This is a genomic window from Streptomyces sp. 4F14 (genome assembly GCF_048159485.1).
Taxonomy (GTDB): domain Bacteria; phylum Actinomycetota; class Actinomycetes; order Streptomycetales; family Streptomycetaceae; genus Streptomyces.
In genome coordinates this window covers 38208-53424 of the sequence record NZ_JBLRVY010000041.1, presented here as the reverse complement: position 1 = coordinate 53424, position 15217 = coordinate 38208, and the positions used below count along the sequence as shown (strand labels likewise).

General features: G+C 69.5%; 15 protein-coding genes. 7 read left to right on the top strand and 8 right to left on the bottom strand.

Annotated features, from left to right (window positions below; genetic code table 11):
• The first annotated feature begins 23 nt into the window (after window positions 1-23).
• The 5 genes from ACLZOT_RS44950 to ACLZOT_RS44930 all read left to right on the top strand — a co-directional run bounded on the left by ACLZOT_RS44950 (window position 24) and on the right by ACLZOT_RS44930 (window position 5647).
• A complete protein-coding gene (locus tag ACLZOT_RS44950) occupies window positions 24-1214 on the top strand; it encodes an FAD-dependent monooxygenase (protein WP_416975045.1) in 1191 nt (396 codons plus the stop codon).
• Window positions 1211-2311: an NAD(P)-dependent alcohol dehydrogenase gene (locus tag ACLZOT_RS44945; RefSeq protein WP_416975044.1), complete on the top strand. Its 1101-nt coding sequence runs from the start codon at window positions 1211-1213 to the stop codon at window positions 2309-2311. Before ACLZOT_RS44950 ends, ACLZOT_RS44945 begins: the two co-directional genes overlap by 4 nt.
• Before the next feature lie 210 nt (window positions 2312-2521).
• The gene (locus ACLZOT_RS44940; RefSeq protein WP_416975043.1) at window positions 2522-4219 is read left to right on the top strand and encodes a thiamine pyrophosphate-binding protein; all 1698 of its coding nucleotides are present in this window, start codon (window positions 2522-2524) and stop codon (window positions 4217-4219) included.
• Window positions 4220-4265: 46 nt separating this feature from the next.
• Window positions 4266-5084: an SDR family NAD(P)-dependent oxidoreductase gene (locus ACLZOT_RS44935; protein WP_416975042.1), complete on the top strand. Its 819-nt coding sequence runs from the start codon at window positions 4266-4268 to the stop codon at window positions 5082-5084.
• Between the two features lie 14 nt (window positions 5085-5098).
• Window positions 5099-5647, top strand: a complete 549-nt coding sequence (locus ACLZOT_RS44930; protein ID WP_416975041.1) for a VOC family protein — start codon at window positions 5099-5101, stop codon at window positions 5645-5647.
• A gap of 63 nt (window positions 5648-5710) precedes the next feature.
• On the opposite strand, the gene ACLZOT_RS44925 is transcribed toward ACLZOT_RS44930, so the two are convergent.
• The 7 genes from ACLZOT_RS44925 to ACLZOT_RS44895 all read right to left on the bottom strand — a co-directional run bounded on the left by ACLZOT_RS44925 (window position 5711) and on the right by ACLZOT_RS44895 (window position 12863).
• Window positions 5711-6652: a dioxygenase gene (locus ACLZOT_RS44925; protein ID WP_416975040.1), complete on the bottom strand. Its 942-nt coding sequence runs from the start codon at window positions 6650-6652 to the stop codon at window positions 5711-5713.
• 11 nt (window positions 6653-6663) lie between these two features.
• Window positions 6664-7731: a maleylacetate reductase gene (locus ACLZOT_RS44920; protein WP_416975076.1), complete on the bottom strand. Its 1068-nt coding sequence runs from the start codon at window positions 7729-7731 to the stop codon at window positions 6664-6666.
• On the bottom strand, window positions 7731-8327 hold the full coding sequence (locus ACLZOT_RS44915; protein WP_416975039.1) for a nuclear transport factor 2 family protein: 597 nt from the start codon (window positions 8325-8327) through the stop codon (window positions 7731-7733). Before ACLZOT_RS44915 ends, ACLZOT_RS44920 begins: the two co-directional genes overlap by 1 nt.
• Window positions 8328-8563: 236 nt before the next feature.
• Complete coding sequence (locus ACLZOT_RS44910) at window positions 8564-10054, bottom strand: aldehyde dehydrogenase (protein WP_416975038.1); 1491 nt, start codon at window positions 10052-10054, stop codon at window positions 8564-8566.
• Between the two features lie 143 nt (window positions 10055-10197).
• On the bottom strand, window positions 10198-10602 hold the full coding sequence (locus ACLZOT_RS44905) for a nuclear transport factor 2 family protein (protein ID WP_416975037.1): 405 nt from the start codon (window positions 10600-10602) through the stop codon (window positions 10198-10200).
• Window positions 10599-11564 (bottom strand): PDR/VanB family oxidoreductase, encoded by a 966-nt coding sequence (locus ACLZOT_RS44900; RefSeq protein ID WP_416975036.1) that lies wholly within the window; start codon window positions 11562-11564, stop codon window positions 10599-10601. The genes ACLZOT_RS44905 and ACLZOT_RS44900 overlap by 4 nt, the downstream gene beginning before the upstream one ends.
• A gap of 9 nt (window positions 11565-11573) precedes the next feature.
• Window positions 11574-12863: a Rieske 2Fe-2S domain-containing protein gene (locus ACLZOT_RS44895; RefSeq protein WP_416975035.1), complete on the bottom strand. Its 1290-nt coding sequence runs from the start codon at window positions 12861-12863 to the stop codon at window positions 11574-11576.
• 219 nt (window positions 12864-13082) lie between these two features.
• Between ACLZOT_RS44895 and ACLZOT_RS44890 the strand changes: the two genes are divergently transcribed.
• Window positions 13083-13724 (top strand): TetR/AcrR family transcriptional regulator, encoded by a 642-nt coding sequence (locus ACLZOT_RS44890; RefSeq protein WP_416975034.1) that lies wholly within the window; start codon window positions 13083-13085, stop codon window positions 13722-13724.
• A 73-nt stretch (window positions 13725-13797) separates the two neighbouring features.
• Entirely contained in the window at window positions 13798-14220 is a 423-nt protein-coding gene (locus ACLZOT_RS44885) for a GlcG/HbpS family heme-binding protein (protein ID WP_416975033.1), read from the top strand.
• A gap of 61 nt (window positions 14221-14281) precedes the next feature.
• On the opposite strand, the gene ACLZOT_RS44880 is transcribed toward ACLZOT_RS44885, so the two are convergent.
• A complete protein-coding gene (locus ACLZOT_RS44880) occupies window positions 14282-15163 on the bottom strand; it encodes a LysR substrate-binding domain-containing protein (protein ID WP_416975032.1) in 882 nt (293 codons plus the stop codon).
• Window positions 15164-15217: the final 54 nt, after the last annotated feature.

Below are 15217 nucleotides of genomic sequence, written 5' to 3'. Positions count from 1 at the left end.
TCAGTGTGTCGAACGCTAGGAGCATGATGAGCAGACAAGACGGCCCCAAGATCGCGATCCTCGGCGGTGGCATCGGAGGCCTCGCCGCCGCCGCGTTCCTGCGCGACCAGGGCTTCGACAGTGACGTCTACGAGCAGGCGTCCGCCCTGACCGAGGTCGGCGCCGGCCTGGTGATCGCTCCCAACGCCGCCCGCCTGCTGCGACGTCTCGGCGTCCTGGACCGGTTCATCAAGCGCGCGGTCCGCCTGGAGATCGGCTGGGAGTTCCGACGCTGGCAGAACGGCACCGTTCTCTCGGCGGAGAACCTGGAGGAGGGGTGCATACGCCTGTACGGCGAGCACACCTACGCCGCCCACCGCGCCGACCTGCTGGACGCTCTGAGGTCGGCCGTCCCCGAGCGCTCCCTCCACCTCGGCCGGCGTTGCGTCTCCGTCGAGTTCGAAGGCGACCAGGCAGTTCTGCGCTTCGAGGACGGTGAGACAATCCGCCCGGACATCCTCATCGGCGCCGACGGGGTCCACTCCCGGGTGCGCGGCGCCATCGTCGGCCCGACCCAGGCGCGGGAGTCGGGCATCTGCGCCTTCCGGGCCCTCGTACCGGCCCCCAAGGCACCCGACTTCGCCAAGCGGCGAGCCCAGACCCTCTGGATCGGCCCCGAACACCACCTCGTGCACTACCCGGTCTCCGGAGAGGACTACGTCAACCTCGTCGCCTTCGCGCCGGCCGGCGCCGACAGCGTGGAGTCCTGGACGGCCACCGCGACGGTCCAGGAACTGCTCGACGAGTTCGCCGGCTGGGATCCCCGCCTGGTGGAGCTGATCAAGTCGGCCGAGACGCCGGGGCGTTGGGCGCTGCTCGACCGTGAGCCCCTCGACCGCTGGAACCGCGGCAACGCGACCCTGCTGGGCGACGCGGCCCACCCGATGTTCCCGTTCTTCGCCCAGGGCGCGGCCCAGGCGATCGAGGACGGCGCCGTGCTGTCCCTGTGCCTCGCGGCGGACCCGGGCGACCCGATCACGGCGCTGGCCCGCTACGAGGAACTGCGCCGGCGCCGCACGGCCCGCCTCCAAGACGTGTCGCACAGCCGGTCACACATCAACCACCTGCCGGACGGCCCCGAGCAGCAGGCACGCGACCTTCAGTACTCGCAGGCCGACCCGCTCAGGGAGAACGGCTGGATCTACGAGTACGACCCGGAGGCAGCCGTCTCATGAGGATCACCGCGGCGGTGTCACGCGACAGCCGGACCGCCCCCGAACTGGAGCAGGTCGACCTCGGTGAACCGAGGCCGGACGAGGTCCTGGTGCGCGTCGTGGCAACCGGCATCTGCCACACCGACATCAATGCGCACAACGGCCGTGGGGTGCCCGTTCCTCGCCCGATCGTGCTCGGGCATGAGGGCGCGGGCGTCGTGGAGGCGGTCGGGGCCGGGGTGACGCGGCTCGTGCCCGGTGACCACGTGGTGCTCTCGGGCAACTCCTGCGGTGTGTGCCCCCGCTGTCTCGACGCGCGGCCCACCTACTGCCGTGAGGCGATGCGGGTGGCCTTCGGTGGCGCGCGACTCGACGGCAGCTCACCGGTCAGCCGGGACGGTGACCGGGTCGCGGCGATGTTCTTCGGGCAGTCCTCTTTCGCGACGTACGCGCTGGCGCCCGCACGGAGCGCGGTCCTCCTGCCGAAGGACGTCCCGCTGCATCTGATGGGACCGCTCGGCTGCGGTGTCATCACGGGGGCGGGTTCGGTCCTGGAGTCGTTCCGGCTTCGCCCCGGACAGTCGATCGCGGTGTTCGGCACGGGCGGTGTGGGGCTCGCGGCCGTCATGGCGGCCCGTCTCGCGGGTGCCCGGCACATCGTCGCCGTCGACATCAACCGGCCCCGGCTCGACCTCGCCCGTGAGCTGGGGGCGACGGACACCGTTCTGTGCGGCGCCGGTGCCGAACAGGCGCTGCGGGACATCGACCCCGACGGCTTCGACTTCGCGTACGTCACCGCGGACGTACCGTCCGTCTACGCGACCGCGACGACGTGCCTCGCTGTCGAAGGCACCCTTGGCTACGTGGTGGCACCCGCGAGCGAATGGCTCCCGGACCACGGGTTTCTCCTCGCCGGGGGACGCAGGCTCCAAGGGATCATCGGAGGCTCGGCCAACCCTCACGTGCTGATCCCCCAGCTCGTCGAGTACTGGCGGGCGGGTCGGTTCCCCTTCGACCGGATGATCGAGGAGTTCCCGTTCAGCGACTTCGCCCGCGTGTGGACCGAGACCGGGTCCGGGCGGGTGATCAAGGCCGTGCTCAGGATGCCGGGAACCTGAGGTCGCTTCCGCGAACAACCCGGTCGGCGGGGTCACGACCGGGCGATACCGATCAAGACATTGGCCGTCCAACGAACACAGCCATTGTCGTACCCGACGACCCCACCCAGACTGCGGCACAGGCGGCCCGAGAAGCGGCCCGGCCTCGGAGCCTGGGTCCTAGCACCCCTTGTCGAAACCCCGAGTACGTCCAGAGAGGCGGACCATCGCATGGCAACCGCAACCGGTAGTGGGCTCGTCGTCAGAACGCTCCGGCGAGCCGGGGTCGACGTGGCTTTCGGTCTGCCCGGAGCGCACATCGACGGCATCCTCCAGGACGCCCTGGACGCCAAGCTGCGGGTCGTCGACGTACGGCACGAGATGAACGCCGGCCACGCGGCCGAAGGATACGCACGGGTCACCGGGCAGCTGGGCGTCGCCGTCGTCACGGCCGGGGGCGGCTTCACCAACGTCCTGACCTCGGTCGCCAACGCCCATCTGGACAGGACCCCCGTCCTGTACATCGCGGGCTCGGGCCCTCTGGAGACGGACCAGGTCAACGACCAGCAGGCTGGATTCGACCAGGTCGCCATGGCGGCCCCGGTGACCAAGTTCGCGCACCGCGTCACCCGCACCGAGCTGATCCCGCGTCTGGTCGCCCAGGCGATCCGCATCGCGCAGTCGGAGCCCAAGGGGCCGGTGCTCCTGGACATTCCCTGGGACGTCCTGCGCCAGTCGGTGGACGTCGACGCTGTCGACGACTACCGCGTCGAGGTCGACGGCACCGGTCCATCCCCAGCCGGTGCCGTCGACCGCATCATCGAGGCCCTTCGCACAGCCCGGCGCCCGATCGCACTGGTTGGGAAATCCTTCGTCACCGCCGAGGCACGGGCACAGTTGCACGAGTTCGCCGCCCGCACCGGAGTGCCCCTCTTCTCCGACTGGGAGGGGCTCGGGGCGATCGCCGGCTCCGCACAGCACGTCGGCCTCCTCCAGACCCTGGCCACTGTCCCCGAGGACGAGCGTCCCGACCTGGTCCTGATGCTCGGACTCCGCTTCGGCATGGCCACCCAATTCGGCACCGGACGCCTACTCCCGAAGAGCGCACGGATCTTCCAGATCGACCCGGACGGCCGTGAGCTGGGCCGTCTGCAGGATGTCGAACTCGGCGTCCAGGCCGACCCCATCGGCACCATCGGCCTGCTGAACGAGCGGCTGAGCGACAGCGGCGTGCCTTCGGGACGCGAGGAGTGGCTCACGGCCCTGCGGGACATCTCCGCCACCCGGCGGTCCGCGCTCGCTGAAGAGACCGAGCAGCACGAGGAAGCCGCGATCCACCCGTATCTCGCGGTCCGTACGATCGCCGAGACCGTCCCCGACCAGTCCACCGTGGTCGTCGACGGCGCTCTGACCGAGCTGTGGCTCTCCGAGACGATCGCGCTCGCGCCGCTGGCCCACTACCTCGGCCACGGCTACCTCAGCGCGATGGGCAGCAACTTCGGTGTGGCGCTGGGGGCGCAATACGCGAATCCCGACAAGGCGACGATCCTCGTCACCGGCGACGGCGCCGTCGGCTACAGCCTCGCCGAGTTCGACTCCCTCGTCCGGGCGGGACTTCCGGTCGTCGTGATCGTGCTGAACAACCGGGCCTGGGGCGCCACCCTGCACACCCAGCAGTTCTTCTTCGGACAGGACCGCGTCACCAACAACCTCCTGGAGAACGGCTCCTACAGCGGCGTGGCACGAGCCCTCGGCGCGGACGGCGTCGATGTCACCGACCTGGCCCAGCTGCGCCCCGCGATCGAGGCGGCCCTCGCGGCCCGCCGCCCGACCTGCATCGACGTACGTGTGAGTCTCGCCCCCATCCCGCCGGAGGAGCGCGTCCTGAACGGCGGAGCTCCGTTCGGCGGCGTCGAGATCGACGCGTGAATCGCCCCTCCTGATCTCACACTCCTGACCCCCATGAAGGAGATCCATGAACGCCACGACTGACACCGAGCTTCGCGACCCCGCCGTCCGGGACCGGCGCCGGCGGTTCCTCGGGAAGACCTGCCTCGTCACCGGCGGCAGCAGAGGACTGGGCCTGGCAGCGGCGCAGGCCTTCGCGCGTGAGGGCGCGCACGTGGTCATCATCGCGCGGGACCCGGACCAGCTGAAGATCGCCAGTGGCCTCATCGGTGACGGCACGATCACCGTCGCGGCCGACCTCTCCTCGGTAGCCGGCATCAAGGCCGCTCTCGCCGAGGTCGCGGCGGAGGTCGACCACGTGGACGCCGCCTACATCAACGCCGGGCACGCCGGTATGAAGCGCCTCGACGACATGGACGAAGCCACCTGGGACAGGGTGTTCGACACCAACGTCAAGGGCTCATTCTTCCTCATGCAGGGACTAAAGCCCTTGCTCGCACCCGGCGGGGCCGTCGTCTTCTGCGGCTCGGCGGCGGGCCGAAGGGCAAGCGTGGGAACCGCCGCCTACGGAGCCAGCAAGGCCGCACTGGAGCACCTGACGCGCATTCTCGCCGCCGAGGTCGTCGCCGACGGTATCCGCGTCAACATCGTCGTTCCGGCCGGCATGAACACCGACATCGCCTCCCGTACGACGGGCCTGGCGCCCGGGGGAGCGGATGCCTTCCGAGAGCGGATCAGGCTCAGCACACCCATGCTCCGCGAGGGTGAACCGGACGAACTCGCCGACGCCGTACTCTTCCTGGCCTCGCCCGAAGCCGGGTACATCACCGGTGCCTCCCTCGTGGTGGACGGCGGCCTCACCAGCTTCCTCCGCCCGACGGCATAGAGAGGACGAGTACCGTGGAGTTTCCCTTCGGCCAACCGACCGACGCTGTCGTCCAGTTCGCGTACGCGGTCCCCGACCTCACCGCCGCCATGCACTGGTGGACCGACCAACTCGGCGTCGGCCCCTGGTTCGTGAACCAGAGGATCGGCGGCGCGGGATCCACCTACCGAGGTCAGCCCGGGAAGGCCGAGTTCACCCTCGCGCTCGCCTTCTCGGGGCACATGATGATCGAGCTCGTCCAGACCCTCGACGACGAGCCTTCGATCTACAGGGACGCCTACGAACGCCACGGTTACGGCTTCCACCACGTCGCCAAGGTCGTACCGGACGTCAAGGCAGAGGTCGAACAACGCGAGGCGAGCGGGGCTGTGGTGAGTTTCCACGATATGGCCCCGGGCGGCGACGTCTTCTTCCTGGAGGGTGGTGACGACGCCCTGGGGATGATCGAACTGGTTCAGGACAACGAGATCACGCGGCGGATGTTTACCTCTGTCTGGCGAGCATCCGTCGACTGGAACGGGTCGCGACCGGTACGCGACTTCACGGAGTTGCTCCCGGCCTGACCACGCGTCCATCACGACGGAGGGGCGGTCCTGGCGGACCGCCCCTCCGTCACATGTTCGGGGTCACACACCCGTGGGCGCGAGGACGATGTCGAAGCGCACCCGGCTCCAGGTGCCGTCGATGCCACGGCCGTCGGGCGTCGCTGTACCGGTGGGCTGCCGCTCGAACCGCTTGATGAGGGAGTCCTTGACGCCGAAGACGGTGTCCTTGAAGCCGATCGGGTCGCCCTCGGGGAAGATGTGCGTCACCAGCGTGCGCGCGCCCTCGTGGGAAACCATGAAGTGCAGGTGGGCGGCGCGCAGCGGTGAGCGGCCGACCGCGTCGAGCATCTTGCCGACGGGGCCGTCGTTCGGGATGGGGTACGGCGTCGGGGTGAGGCCCCAGAAGCGGTAGGTGCCGTCGTCGGCGGAGAACAGGTGCGCCCGACCGGCGCGCTTTCCGGCGTCGTACTGCACGTCGTAGAGGCCGTCCTCGTCGGCCTCCCAGACCTCGATCCGCGCGCCGGCGAGCGGGGTGCCGTCGGTGTCGGTGACGGTGCCCTCGACCCAGCAGGGCTCGCCGGGGGCACCGAATGCCATGTCCTCACCGAGTTCGATCCGTGGGGCGTCTTCGACGAAGAATGGTCCGAAGACGGTCGCCTCGGTGGCGCCCTTGTACGCCTGGTTGTTGACGTTGATCGTCTGCATGCTCGCGCCGAGGGTGTCGGACAGCAGGATGAACTCCTGCCGGACGTCGTCGGTGATGTGGCCGGCCCGGGTGAGGAAGTCGATCGCCTTTCCCCACTCGTCCTCGGTCAGCCGGGTCTCACGGATGAAGGAGTGCAGGTGCTTGACCAGACCGACCATGAGTTCCTGCAGCCGCGGGTCGTCGCATGCGTCGAAGGAGGCGATGACATTGTCCACCAGCCGCTGCTCGACCGTCTGTTGCTCCGGCGGCACCTCGCGGTGGATCGTGCCGGCGTCGTCGTCAGTCCGGGTCGAGTCGGGGTTGACGTAGGTAGCCATGGCGGCCTCTTTCAGCTGATCGGTTCGCCTGCCCACGCCGCCTGCAGCAGCAGGGTCAGGTTGGCGTGGGTGACGGGAGTGGGGTTGTTGGCCGGGATCGCCATGATGATCGGCCCCAGTGCCTTGGCGGTGCCGTCCTCGGGCATGCCGTAGTCGCGCAGCGCCCGGGGCGCGCCCAGCACCTCGCGCAGGGCTGCGAGCCCGGCGCTCGCCGTGCGAGTGCCAGCGTCCGTGCCGAGGGCCTGGGCGATTCGAGCCTCCGCCTCCGGGGCGTGCGGGGCGTTGAAGGCCAGTACGTAGGGGAGGACAACCGCGTGGGTCTGGGCGTGGGGGAGGTTGAACATGCCGCCGAGGACGTGGCAGATCTTGTGGTGCATGCCAGAGCCGGCCGAGGCGAACGCGACGGCGGCGAGGTAGGCGCCGTACAGGGTCTGCTCGATGCCTTGGACGCTTGTCGAGTCGTCGGCGACCGCGGGCAGGCCGGCTGCCAGGGCTCGGATGCCCTCCTGCGCCAGCGCCCGGTCGATCGGGTCGGCGCGCGGCCCCCACATCGAGTCCACGCAGTGGGCCATCGCGTTCAGGCCGCTGGCCACCGTCATCTCGCCGGGCAGCGTGGTGAGCAGAGCAGCGTCATAGACGACCGACGCGGGCAGCACCTTGTCGTCCACGCCGGTGGTCTTGGTCTCGCCCTCGGTCAGGCCCCACACGTTGGTCGCCTCGGAGCCCGCATAGGTGGTGGGGACTGCGATGATCGGCAGTCCGGTGGTCATCGCCACGGCCTTGGCCAGGCCCGTGGTCGAACCGCCCCCGACACTGACCAGGATGTCCGCGCCGACGTCCGCCGCGGCCCGACGGGCTCGCTCCGCGATCTCGACCGGGACATGCATCACGACCTCCTCGTGACGCAGGACGACCGGGATCTCCTTGCCGATCGGGTCGGCCAGTTCCTTCTCGCGGTCCGACGCGATCAGCATGACCTTGGAACCGCCGAGCGCCTCGACCTCCGCAGCTACGGCGGCAGGCGATCCGCCCGCCGCGAACACGACCCGTTGGGGAAGGGTCTCGTGGGTGAACCGCATCAGGCTTCTGTCAGCCACTGCTTGCCTTCCGAGTAGAGCTGCTCGACTGCTGGGCCTGTGAGGCCGGGGAGTCCTTGCTTCACCGTGAAACCCGCCTTCGTCTGCAGGTAAGCCAGGTGCCGGTAACCGGTCGGGAACCGGTTGAGGAGGTCGGGGTCCAGCGTGAGTGAGGCAGCGGGGTCGACGACGTCGAGCCGGTCCTTCTCGTAGATTGGCTGGCGGCGTACGAGGGCCCAGCGGCCGGCGTGGCGGGCGAGGAAGTCGTAGAAGCGGCCGGTGCAGACGACGTCGACCTCCACGTCGTCGATGCTCGCGCGCTGGTTGATGGTCATCTTGGTCTGGGCGATGGCCCGGTCGCCACTGACGTCCGCGGTGTGGCCGCCCAGGAAGTGGAGGATGCTGACTCCGTTCTCGAAGCCCTCACGGCTGGCCTTGATGAAGTCGGTGGCGCTGCCCTGGAACCAGGTGGCGCTCATCCGGCCGTCGCGCGGGTGCCAGACCGTGGCGAAGCGGTCCCAGTCCCCGGCGTCGCGCCACAGCGCCCAGTTCTCGACGAGCTGCCGGATCTCGTGGCGGTCCTTGTCGCTCTGCGACATTGCTGACTCCTTGGAGGGGCGGAGATCCCGGTTGCAGGGGTCTCGTCAGAGAGACCGGAAGAACTCCTCCAGTTCCGGGTCGAGCTGTTGGGAGGCCTCTGTCTCCCGGGCGTCCGCCAGCCATGCAGCTCCCAGCGCCGGACTGAACGCCGCGGCAAGGAACCACAGCCGGGGGAGAAGAGGCCGCGGGCAGGGCGCATGCCGAGTGAAGTGCGCCCCGCGGCCTTGTCGCGTCATCAGATGGGGTAGTGGCGGGATCCGGACTGGATGGTGATCCAGCGCAGCTCCGTGAACTCCTCCAGCGCGGCGCGGGAGCCGAAGCGGCCCCAGCCGCTGGCGCCGACCCCGCCGAAGGGCATCTGGGGTTCGTCGTGCACGGTGGCGCCGTTGATGTGGCAGATGCCGGACCTGATCCGGCGGGCCACGTCGAGCGCCGCGGCGGCGTCCTTGCCGAAGACCGCGGCGGAGAGGCCGTACTCGGTGTCGTTGGCGACCGCGACGGCTTCGTCGGTGGAGTCCACCTCGATGATCGAGACGACCGGGCCGAAGGACTCCTCGCTGTAGATGCGCATGTCCGGCGTGACGCCGCGCAGCACGGTGGGCTTCACGAACAGGCCGTCGGCCGTGCCCCCGGTCAGGACCTGCGCCCCCTTGTCACGCGCGTCCTCGATCACCGCAACGACGTGGTCGCGGGCGGCCGTGTGGACCAGCGGGCCGATCTGGGAGCCGGGGTCGCTCGGGGGCCCGACTACCAGCTTGGCGGCACGCTCAGCCAGCCGTGTGGACAACTCGTCGGCGACGGTCCTGTCGACGATGACGCGCTCGGTGGACATACAGATCTCGCCCTGATTCATGAAGGCACCAAAGCTGGCCGCGGCGGCGGCCTCCTCCAGATCCGCGTCGGGAAGCACCAGGAAGGGCGCCTTGCCGCCGAGTTCGAGGACCACGCGGGTCAGGTGGCGGCCGCCGAGTTCGCCGATGATGCGGCCGACCTTGCTGGATCCGGTGAAGTTCACGCGGGTCACGGCGGGGTGGGCGATCAGCGCCTCGACGACGGCCGGCCCGTCCTCGGGCGCGTTGCTGATGAGGTTGACCCCTCCGGCGGGCACGCCGGCGTCGTGCAGCACCTGGACGATGGCGGCCTGGGTGAGCGGTGTCTGCTCGGAGGACTTCAGCACCACGGTGTTGCCCCACACCAGCGGCCACACGATGGCGCGCACGCCGAGGATCAGCGGTGCGTTCCAGGGGGCGATGCCGACGACGACGCCGACCGGCTGACGTACGCCGAGGGCGGTGAGGCCGGGTACGTCCGAGGGGATGACCTCGCCGACGGCCGCGTAGGCCTGGGCCGCTGCCTCGACGAGCATGCCCTTGGCGACGTGGACGTTGAAGCCGCACCAGGGCAGGGTGGCGCCCATTTCGCGGCTCATCGTGGCCACGATGTCGTCGGTGCGCTCGCCGAGGAGGGCGGCCGCACGTTCCAGGACCGCGCGTCGGGCGGCGGGCGGAAGGCCCGACCACTCCGCGAGGGCGCCGGCCGCGGCGTTCACCGCGAGAGTGACGTCCTCGACGGAGGCCGCGGCGACCCGTGCGATCGGTTCGCCGGTCAGAGCCTCGGTGGTCTCGTAGTAGCGGCCGTCCCTGGCCGCCACGCGCTCGCCCGCGATGAGGAGGTCACTGGTCCGGACCGCGCCGGACGTGGGTGCCTCAGTATCAGTGGCTGACATGTGTTGCCTCATCTCCACGACAGCGGCTCACTGCCGCACGAACCTGCATGTCGAAACTCTCTTCGGCCGACGGCCGGTCCTGAACCCTCTTGTCCGTTCATCGAACAGCGGTGTGAGGACACGGCCGTCTGCCGTTCGGGATGTCAGACCGGCGGCATGCGCTTGGCCTGGTGCATGTGTGCCAGGCGCCAGCCCTCGGCGGTCTCCTCCCACACGCGCGTCACGGCCTCCTGCACCGGAAACGGCGGCAGGTTCTCGTCGAAGACGATGTGCATCTCCTGGAGACACGTCGTGATCGCGGTGTTGCCGCGCACGGTGATGCTGAGCTCCTCGGCTTTTGCGAAGACGTGGCGGCGGCGGGTCCAGGTGAAGTGGGCGAAGGTCCTGGCGTCGTCGATCTTCCCGACCGGGCCGTGGACCGCCCGGCTGTCGTCGAGCATGAGGGCGGTCATGGCCTCCTCGCCCTCGGTGAGGGCCACGAGCCAGGCGGCCTCGGCCTGCTCGATGGCCTGAACTGCCTTGCTGGGTGCGGTGGTTGCAGTTGTCACAGGTCCAGCTCCAGAATCGGTGAGTGTGCTCGTGAGGAGCACGTGGTGAACATGCCGTCGGCGCGCTCACGGTCGGTCAGGATGTCGTCGCGGTGGTCGGGTTCTCCCGCGAGTACGCGCACGATGCACTCGCCGCAGATCCCCTGCTGGCAGGAGTAGGGGGCGTCGACGCCCTTCGCGAGCAGGACGTCGAGAACGCTCTCGCCCTCCTTGATCTCGTAGTCGCCACCGGACTTGGCGAGCCGCACCGTGAACGAGCCGCCCTCCGTGTGCGTGGCGGCGTCCTGTGCGGGCGCGAAGCGTTCCTTGTGGATCGCTTCGGCGGACCAGCCCGCTTCCTGCGCGGAGGAGATCACGAAGTCCATGAATCCTCCGGGCCCGCACACGTAGACCGCCGTGTCGGGGGAGACCGGGCCGAGGCCGCCGATGCCGAACCGCTGGTCGTCCGGGCCGTCGTCGAAGTGCAGCCGCACGTGGGGGTCGCGTTCCAGCTCGTCGAGGAACGCCGCGTCCGCGCGGCTGCGGGCGCAGTAGTGGAACTCGTACTCGGCGCCCGCGACCCGCAGCGCGTGGGCCATGGCCAGCAGGGGCGTGACGCCGATACCGCCCGCCACCAGGAGATGGCGACGGGCCCGGTCCGAGACTCCGAACCTGTTGCGCGGACGTGAGATCCGCAGCCTGTCACCCGCGCGGAGCCGGTGCATCCCGAGTGAGCCGCCGCGTGACGCCGTCTCGGCCAGTACGGCCAGCTGGTACCGGCCGCGGTCGTGCGGCGGCCCGCACAGTGAGTACTGGCGGACCAGTCCGGCGGCGCCGTCGCCGTCCAGGAGTACGTCGACATGAGCGCCGGCCGCGAATTCCGGGAGCTCGGCTCCGTCGGGACTGATCAGGTCGAGCACCACGATCCGCGGCGTGGCGTCACGCCGGGCGACCACGATGGTGTCGAGCCATTCGTTGCTCATGGTGTTCGCTCAGGTTCCAGCCGTGGCGTTGGTGTCGGTGTCCTTCGCCGGGCGTTTCCCGAGGGTGAACAGGCCGGACTCGGTGAGGTGGACCTCCGACGGGTCGCGGACGATGTTGATCGGGTCGCGCCCGGCCTCCACGTCGTCGACCATCGTGAGAAGCATGCGGCGCAGCGTGACGACGCCACGGTCCGAGGTGGCCAGGGTCTCCACGGAGTCCAGGGTGATCGCTCCCTGCGAGCCCTGGGCCTCCGCGTCTCCCGGGAACCTCTGGCGCTCTTCGTCGGTCAGCTCGTGGTTCTGCTTGCCGTTCTGCGTGATGCCGATGACGAAGCGCACCATGCGCTCGGGGTCGTTGCCGCGGATCGAGAAGAAGAGCCGGTTGGTGGTGTCGTCGGAGGGCACGACCCACAGCAGCTGGTCCGGATTGTCGGGGTCCATCTTCACGTAGTCGGGCAGCCCGAAGACGTTCGGAAGGTGCTGCTCGACCGCGAAGCCGTACTCGGTGACCTCGCCGTCCTCGCCCTCGACCTCGAACCGCTGGGTGTACTTCAGACCGTGGTCGGTGCGCTCGTAGGTCACGCGCTCGGCGATCGTGGCCGGGTCGAAGAAGCTCTCCGGGTAGCCGAAGGTGCCGGTGCCCAGCATCTGGAAGCCGCTGTGCGTGGAGTGTAGCCAGGTGACGTGCACCGGGTCGGCGCCGTTCTCATACATGTTGAGCCAGTTGAAGTCCGCCGGCATGCCGAGGACGGCGGCGTGCGGGACGGGCCAGCTGGCGAAGTACTTCTCGTCCTCCGCTGGGTTCTCCAGTGCGTCGTAGCGGGGAAGTTCGGGCTTGAGCTCGGGTGGGCCCATGTAGACGAAGACCAGGCCGTAGCGTTCCTCGACGGGGTACCAGGGCTGGCGGGCGGCGTCACGCCGGCGCCCGAGAGCCGGTTCGCAGGCCTGCTCGATGCAGTGGCCCTGGACGTCGAATTTCCAGCCGTGGTAGCAGCAGCGGATGCCGTCGTCCTCGACGCGGCCGTAGAAGAGGCTGGCGCCGCGGTGGGTGCAGCGCTCGATCACGACGCCGGGGTTGCCCTGTCCGTCCCGGAAGACGACGAGGTCCTCGCCGAGCACGCGGGTTTTCTGGGGCAGGGCGCCGGCGAGGAGCGTCTCCGAGCTGGCGATCGGGTGCCAGTAGCGGCGCAGCGCCTCGCCCATGGGCGTACCGGGTCCCACCTCGCGCAGGCGGGCGTTGTACGAGGGTTCCGGGCGGCCGTAAGCCGTGCCGGTGTCGATCTCTGAGGTGGTGGTCATCGTGCTGTCTCCCGTGCGGCTCGGGGACACGGCCGGTGGCCCGTGCAGGGCGTCTTCGGGGGGCCTGCGAGGGCACCGTCGTGTGCGACCCTCAAACTGATAAGTAGATTCACATTCGCATTTCTCCTCGCGGGACGTCAAGGGGTGGTTCGGGTGCCTTCCGGATCCCGGGGTCGAGGAGCTTCCGGAGCGGGTGTCGGCTCCGTATACGGTGAGTGGGTGACTACCGAACCGGCGCTCGATCTGCCGCAGCCACAGCAGGCGCGCAGTCGGCGCACCCAGCAGCGGATCCTGGAAGCGGGCACTGCCCTGCTCGAAGAGGGCGGCACCGAAGCGCTCACCATCGCGGCCGTCGCCGCTCGGGCGGGTGTTTCCGTGGGGAGCGTCTATCGGCGTTTCGGCGGCAAGGACCGCCTGGTCGCAGGCCTCCAGCACGCCATGATCGACGAGTTTCGCGCTGACATCATTCGCCGGTTCGCTCCGGTGCGCACCGATCCGGCCACCTTGGTCGCCTCGGCGGTCGCCGGAATCACTGAGACGTTCGAGGCGCACGCGCGTCTGATGCGTGTCTTCGTCGCCGCGGCCACCACTGATCCGGGAGTGGCTCAAGTGGGGTCCGAGGCCAGCATCGATGCCGGCCAGGTTTTCCGGACGTTCCTGGAGCCGGTCGTGTCGATGATCGGCGGTCCGGAGCCCGAGTTGCGCCTGGATGTCGCCTTCCGCCTGGTGTACGCGGCTTGCATGAACCGTGTGCTGCACGGTGAACACTTCGAGTCCAAGCGTCCGCTGACATGGCGTCAGCTCACCGATGAACTGGTCGACGCGGTCTGTCTGTACCTGCTCGGCAAGCCGGCGCGGTGAGTCCGGCGGTGGTTCCCTCGATGTGAATGTGATTCTATATTCGCGTTCACATCCGATGGGAAGGGACCGCTCCATGCGAGAGCCGCTCAGCTACGAGATCGCACACAGCGCCGCACTCGCCGCTCTGGAGGCAGGAAGGGCCGAGGGGCACAGGCTGTGCGCCGTCGTGGTCAACCGAAGCGGAGTCACCAAGGTTCTGCTCAGCGACGACGGCGTCGGCGTTCTCGGCGTGGAGACCGCGCGTCGCAAGGCCTATACCTCAGCCGTGAGCGGTGTCCCGACGGCCAAGTTCGCGGCCTTCGCCGCGTCCCCGAAGATGCAGGTGGCGCCTCCCCACCTGATAGATGCCAACCTTTTGCCGGTCGCCGGCGGCGTGCCCATCGTGACGGCAGACGGGGAGGTCATCGGGGCCATCGGAGTGGGCGGGGCGGATGACACCACCGACGACCGGATCGCGAACCAGGCTCGTGACGCCGTCGCGAAGATCGTCGCGTAGGTCCATTCCCTGGTGAGCCAGGGCTACCGAGGCGTCTTCGGAGTGTCGCCGTCCCTGGTTCTCAGATCGCCGCGCGGATGATTCCCACGGTCCGGGTCAGGTGTGGTTCGGCGCGGTCGGCTCGGTGGGCGACGGCCAGCTCCACGCGTGCGTCGGCCCCGGCCAGGGGCAGGTAGGCGACACCGTCGAGCGCCAGCGCGGTCACCGGCTCGGGTACGACGGCGACACCCAGCCCGCCTGCCACGAGCGTGACCAGCGTTGAGGTCTCGCCGACCTCATGGCGGATGTGCGGCTCGACGCCGGCGTCGCGCAGCAGACCCAGGACGACGTCGTACATGACGGAGCGGCGGTCGGCGGAGTGCACGATCAGGTCCTCCCCGGAGAGGTCTGCGACGCGGAGCCTCTTCCGGCGCGCGAGGGGATGCTCGACCGGTACGGCGACGACGAGTCGGTCGCGCCGCAGGGTGTGCACCGTGAGGGACAGGTCGGCCGCCGGTGGGCGGAGCAGCGCGACGTCGATCGCGCCGGTGCGCAGCGCCTCGACCTGGTCGGGTGCGAGCATCTCGCCGCGGAAGGAGAAGTCGACGCCCGGAAGCTCCGCTGTGAGCCGGCGTGAGAGCGCGGGCAGGAGGCTGTACGTCGCCGAGCCCACGCACCCGATCGCGAGGTGCCCGACCGAGCCGGCGGCGACGAGCCGTGCGTGGTGGGTGGCTTCGTCGACGTCGGTGAGGATCGCGCGGGCCCGCGCCAGGTAGGCCCGGCCGGCCTCGGTCAGATCCACGCGCCGTGTGGTGCGGTGCAGCAGCTCGACGCCGAGCTCCGCCTCCAGCTGTCGGATCTGCTGGGACAGCGGCGGCTGGGCCATGTGGAGCCGCTCGGCCGCACGTCCGAAGTGCCGCTCCTCGGCCACCGCCACGAAGTACCGCAGGTGCCGCAGATCCATATGTCGTCCATATCAATTGCATCGGATATGTGTACTTCAGAATATCGTGGCCCG

Bases quoted from the DNA above. Each gene is read 5' to 3' on its own strand.
- ACLZOT_RS44880 (WP_416975032.1), bottom strand. From the start codon at position 15,163: ATGGATCTGCGGCACCTGCGGTACTTCGTGGCGGTGGCCGAGGAGCGG.
- ACLZOT_RS44900 (WP_416975036.1), bottom strand. From the start codon at position 11,564: ATGAGCAACGAATGGCTCGACACCATCGTGGTCGCCCGGCGTGACGCC.
- ACLZOT_RS44895 (WP_416975035.1), bottom strand. From the start codon at position 12,863: ATGACCACCACCTCAGAGATCGACACCGGCACGGCTTACGGCCGCCCG.
- ACLZOT_RS44945 (WP_416975044.1), top strand. From the start codon at position 1,211: ATGAGGATCACCGCGGCGGTGTCACGCGACAGCCGGACCGCCCCCGAA.
- ACLZOT_RS44925 (WP_416975040.1), bottom strand. From the start codon at position 6,652: ATGGCTACCTACGTCAACCCCGACTCGACCCGGACTGACGACGACGCC.
- ACLZOT_RS44950 (WP_416975045.1), top strand. From the start codon at position 24: ATGATGAGCAGACAAGACGGCCCCAAGATCGCGATCCTCGGCGGTGGC.
- ACLZOT_RS44885 (WP_416975033.1), top strand. From the start codon at position 13,798: ATGCGAGAGCCGCTCAGCTACGAGATCGCACACAGCGCCGCACTCGCC.
- ACLZOT_RS44915 (WP_416975039.1), bottom strand. From the start codon at position 8,327: ATGTCGCAGAGCGACAAGGACCGCCACGAGATCCGGCAGCTCGTCGAG.
- ACLZOT_RS44910 (WP_416975038.1), bottom strand. From the start codon at position 10,054: ATGTCAGCCACTGATACTGAGGCACCCACGTCCGGCGCGGTCCGGACC.
- ACLZOT_RS44920 (WP_416975076.1), bottom strand. From the start codon at position 7,731: ATGCGGTTCACCCACGAGACCCTTCCCCAACGGGTCGTGTTCGCGGCG.
- ACLZOT_RS44940 (WP_416975043.1), top strand. From the start codon at position 2,522: ATGGCAACCGCAACCGGTAGTGGGCTCGTCGTCAGAACGCTCCGGCGA.
- ACLZOT_RS44935 (WP_416975042.1), top strand. From the start codon at position 4,266: ATGAACGCCACGACTGACACCGAGCTTCGCGACCCCGCCGTCCGGGAC.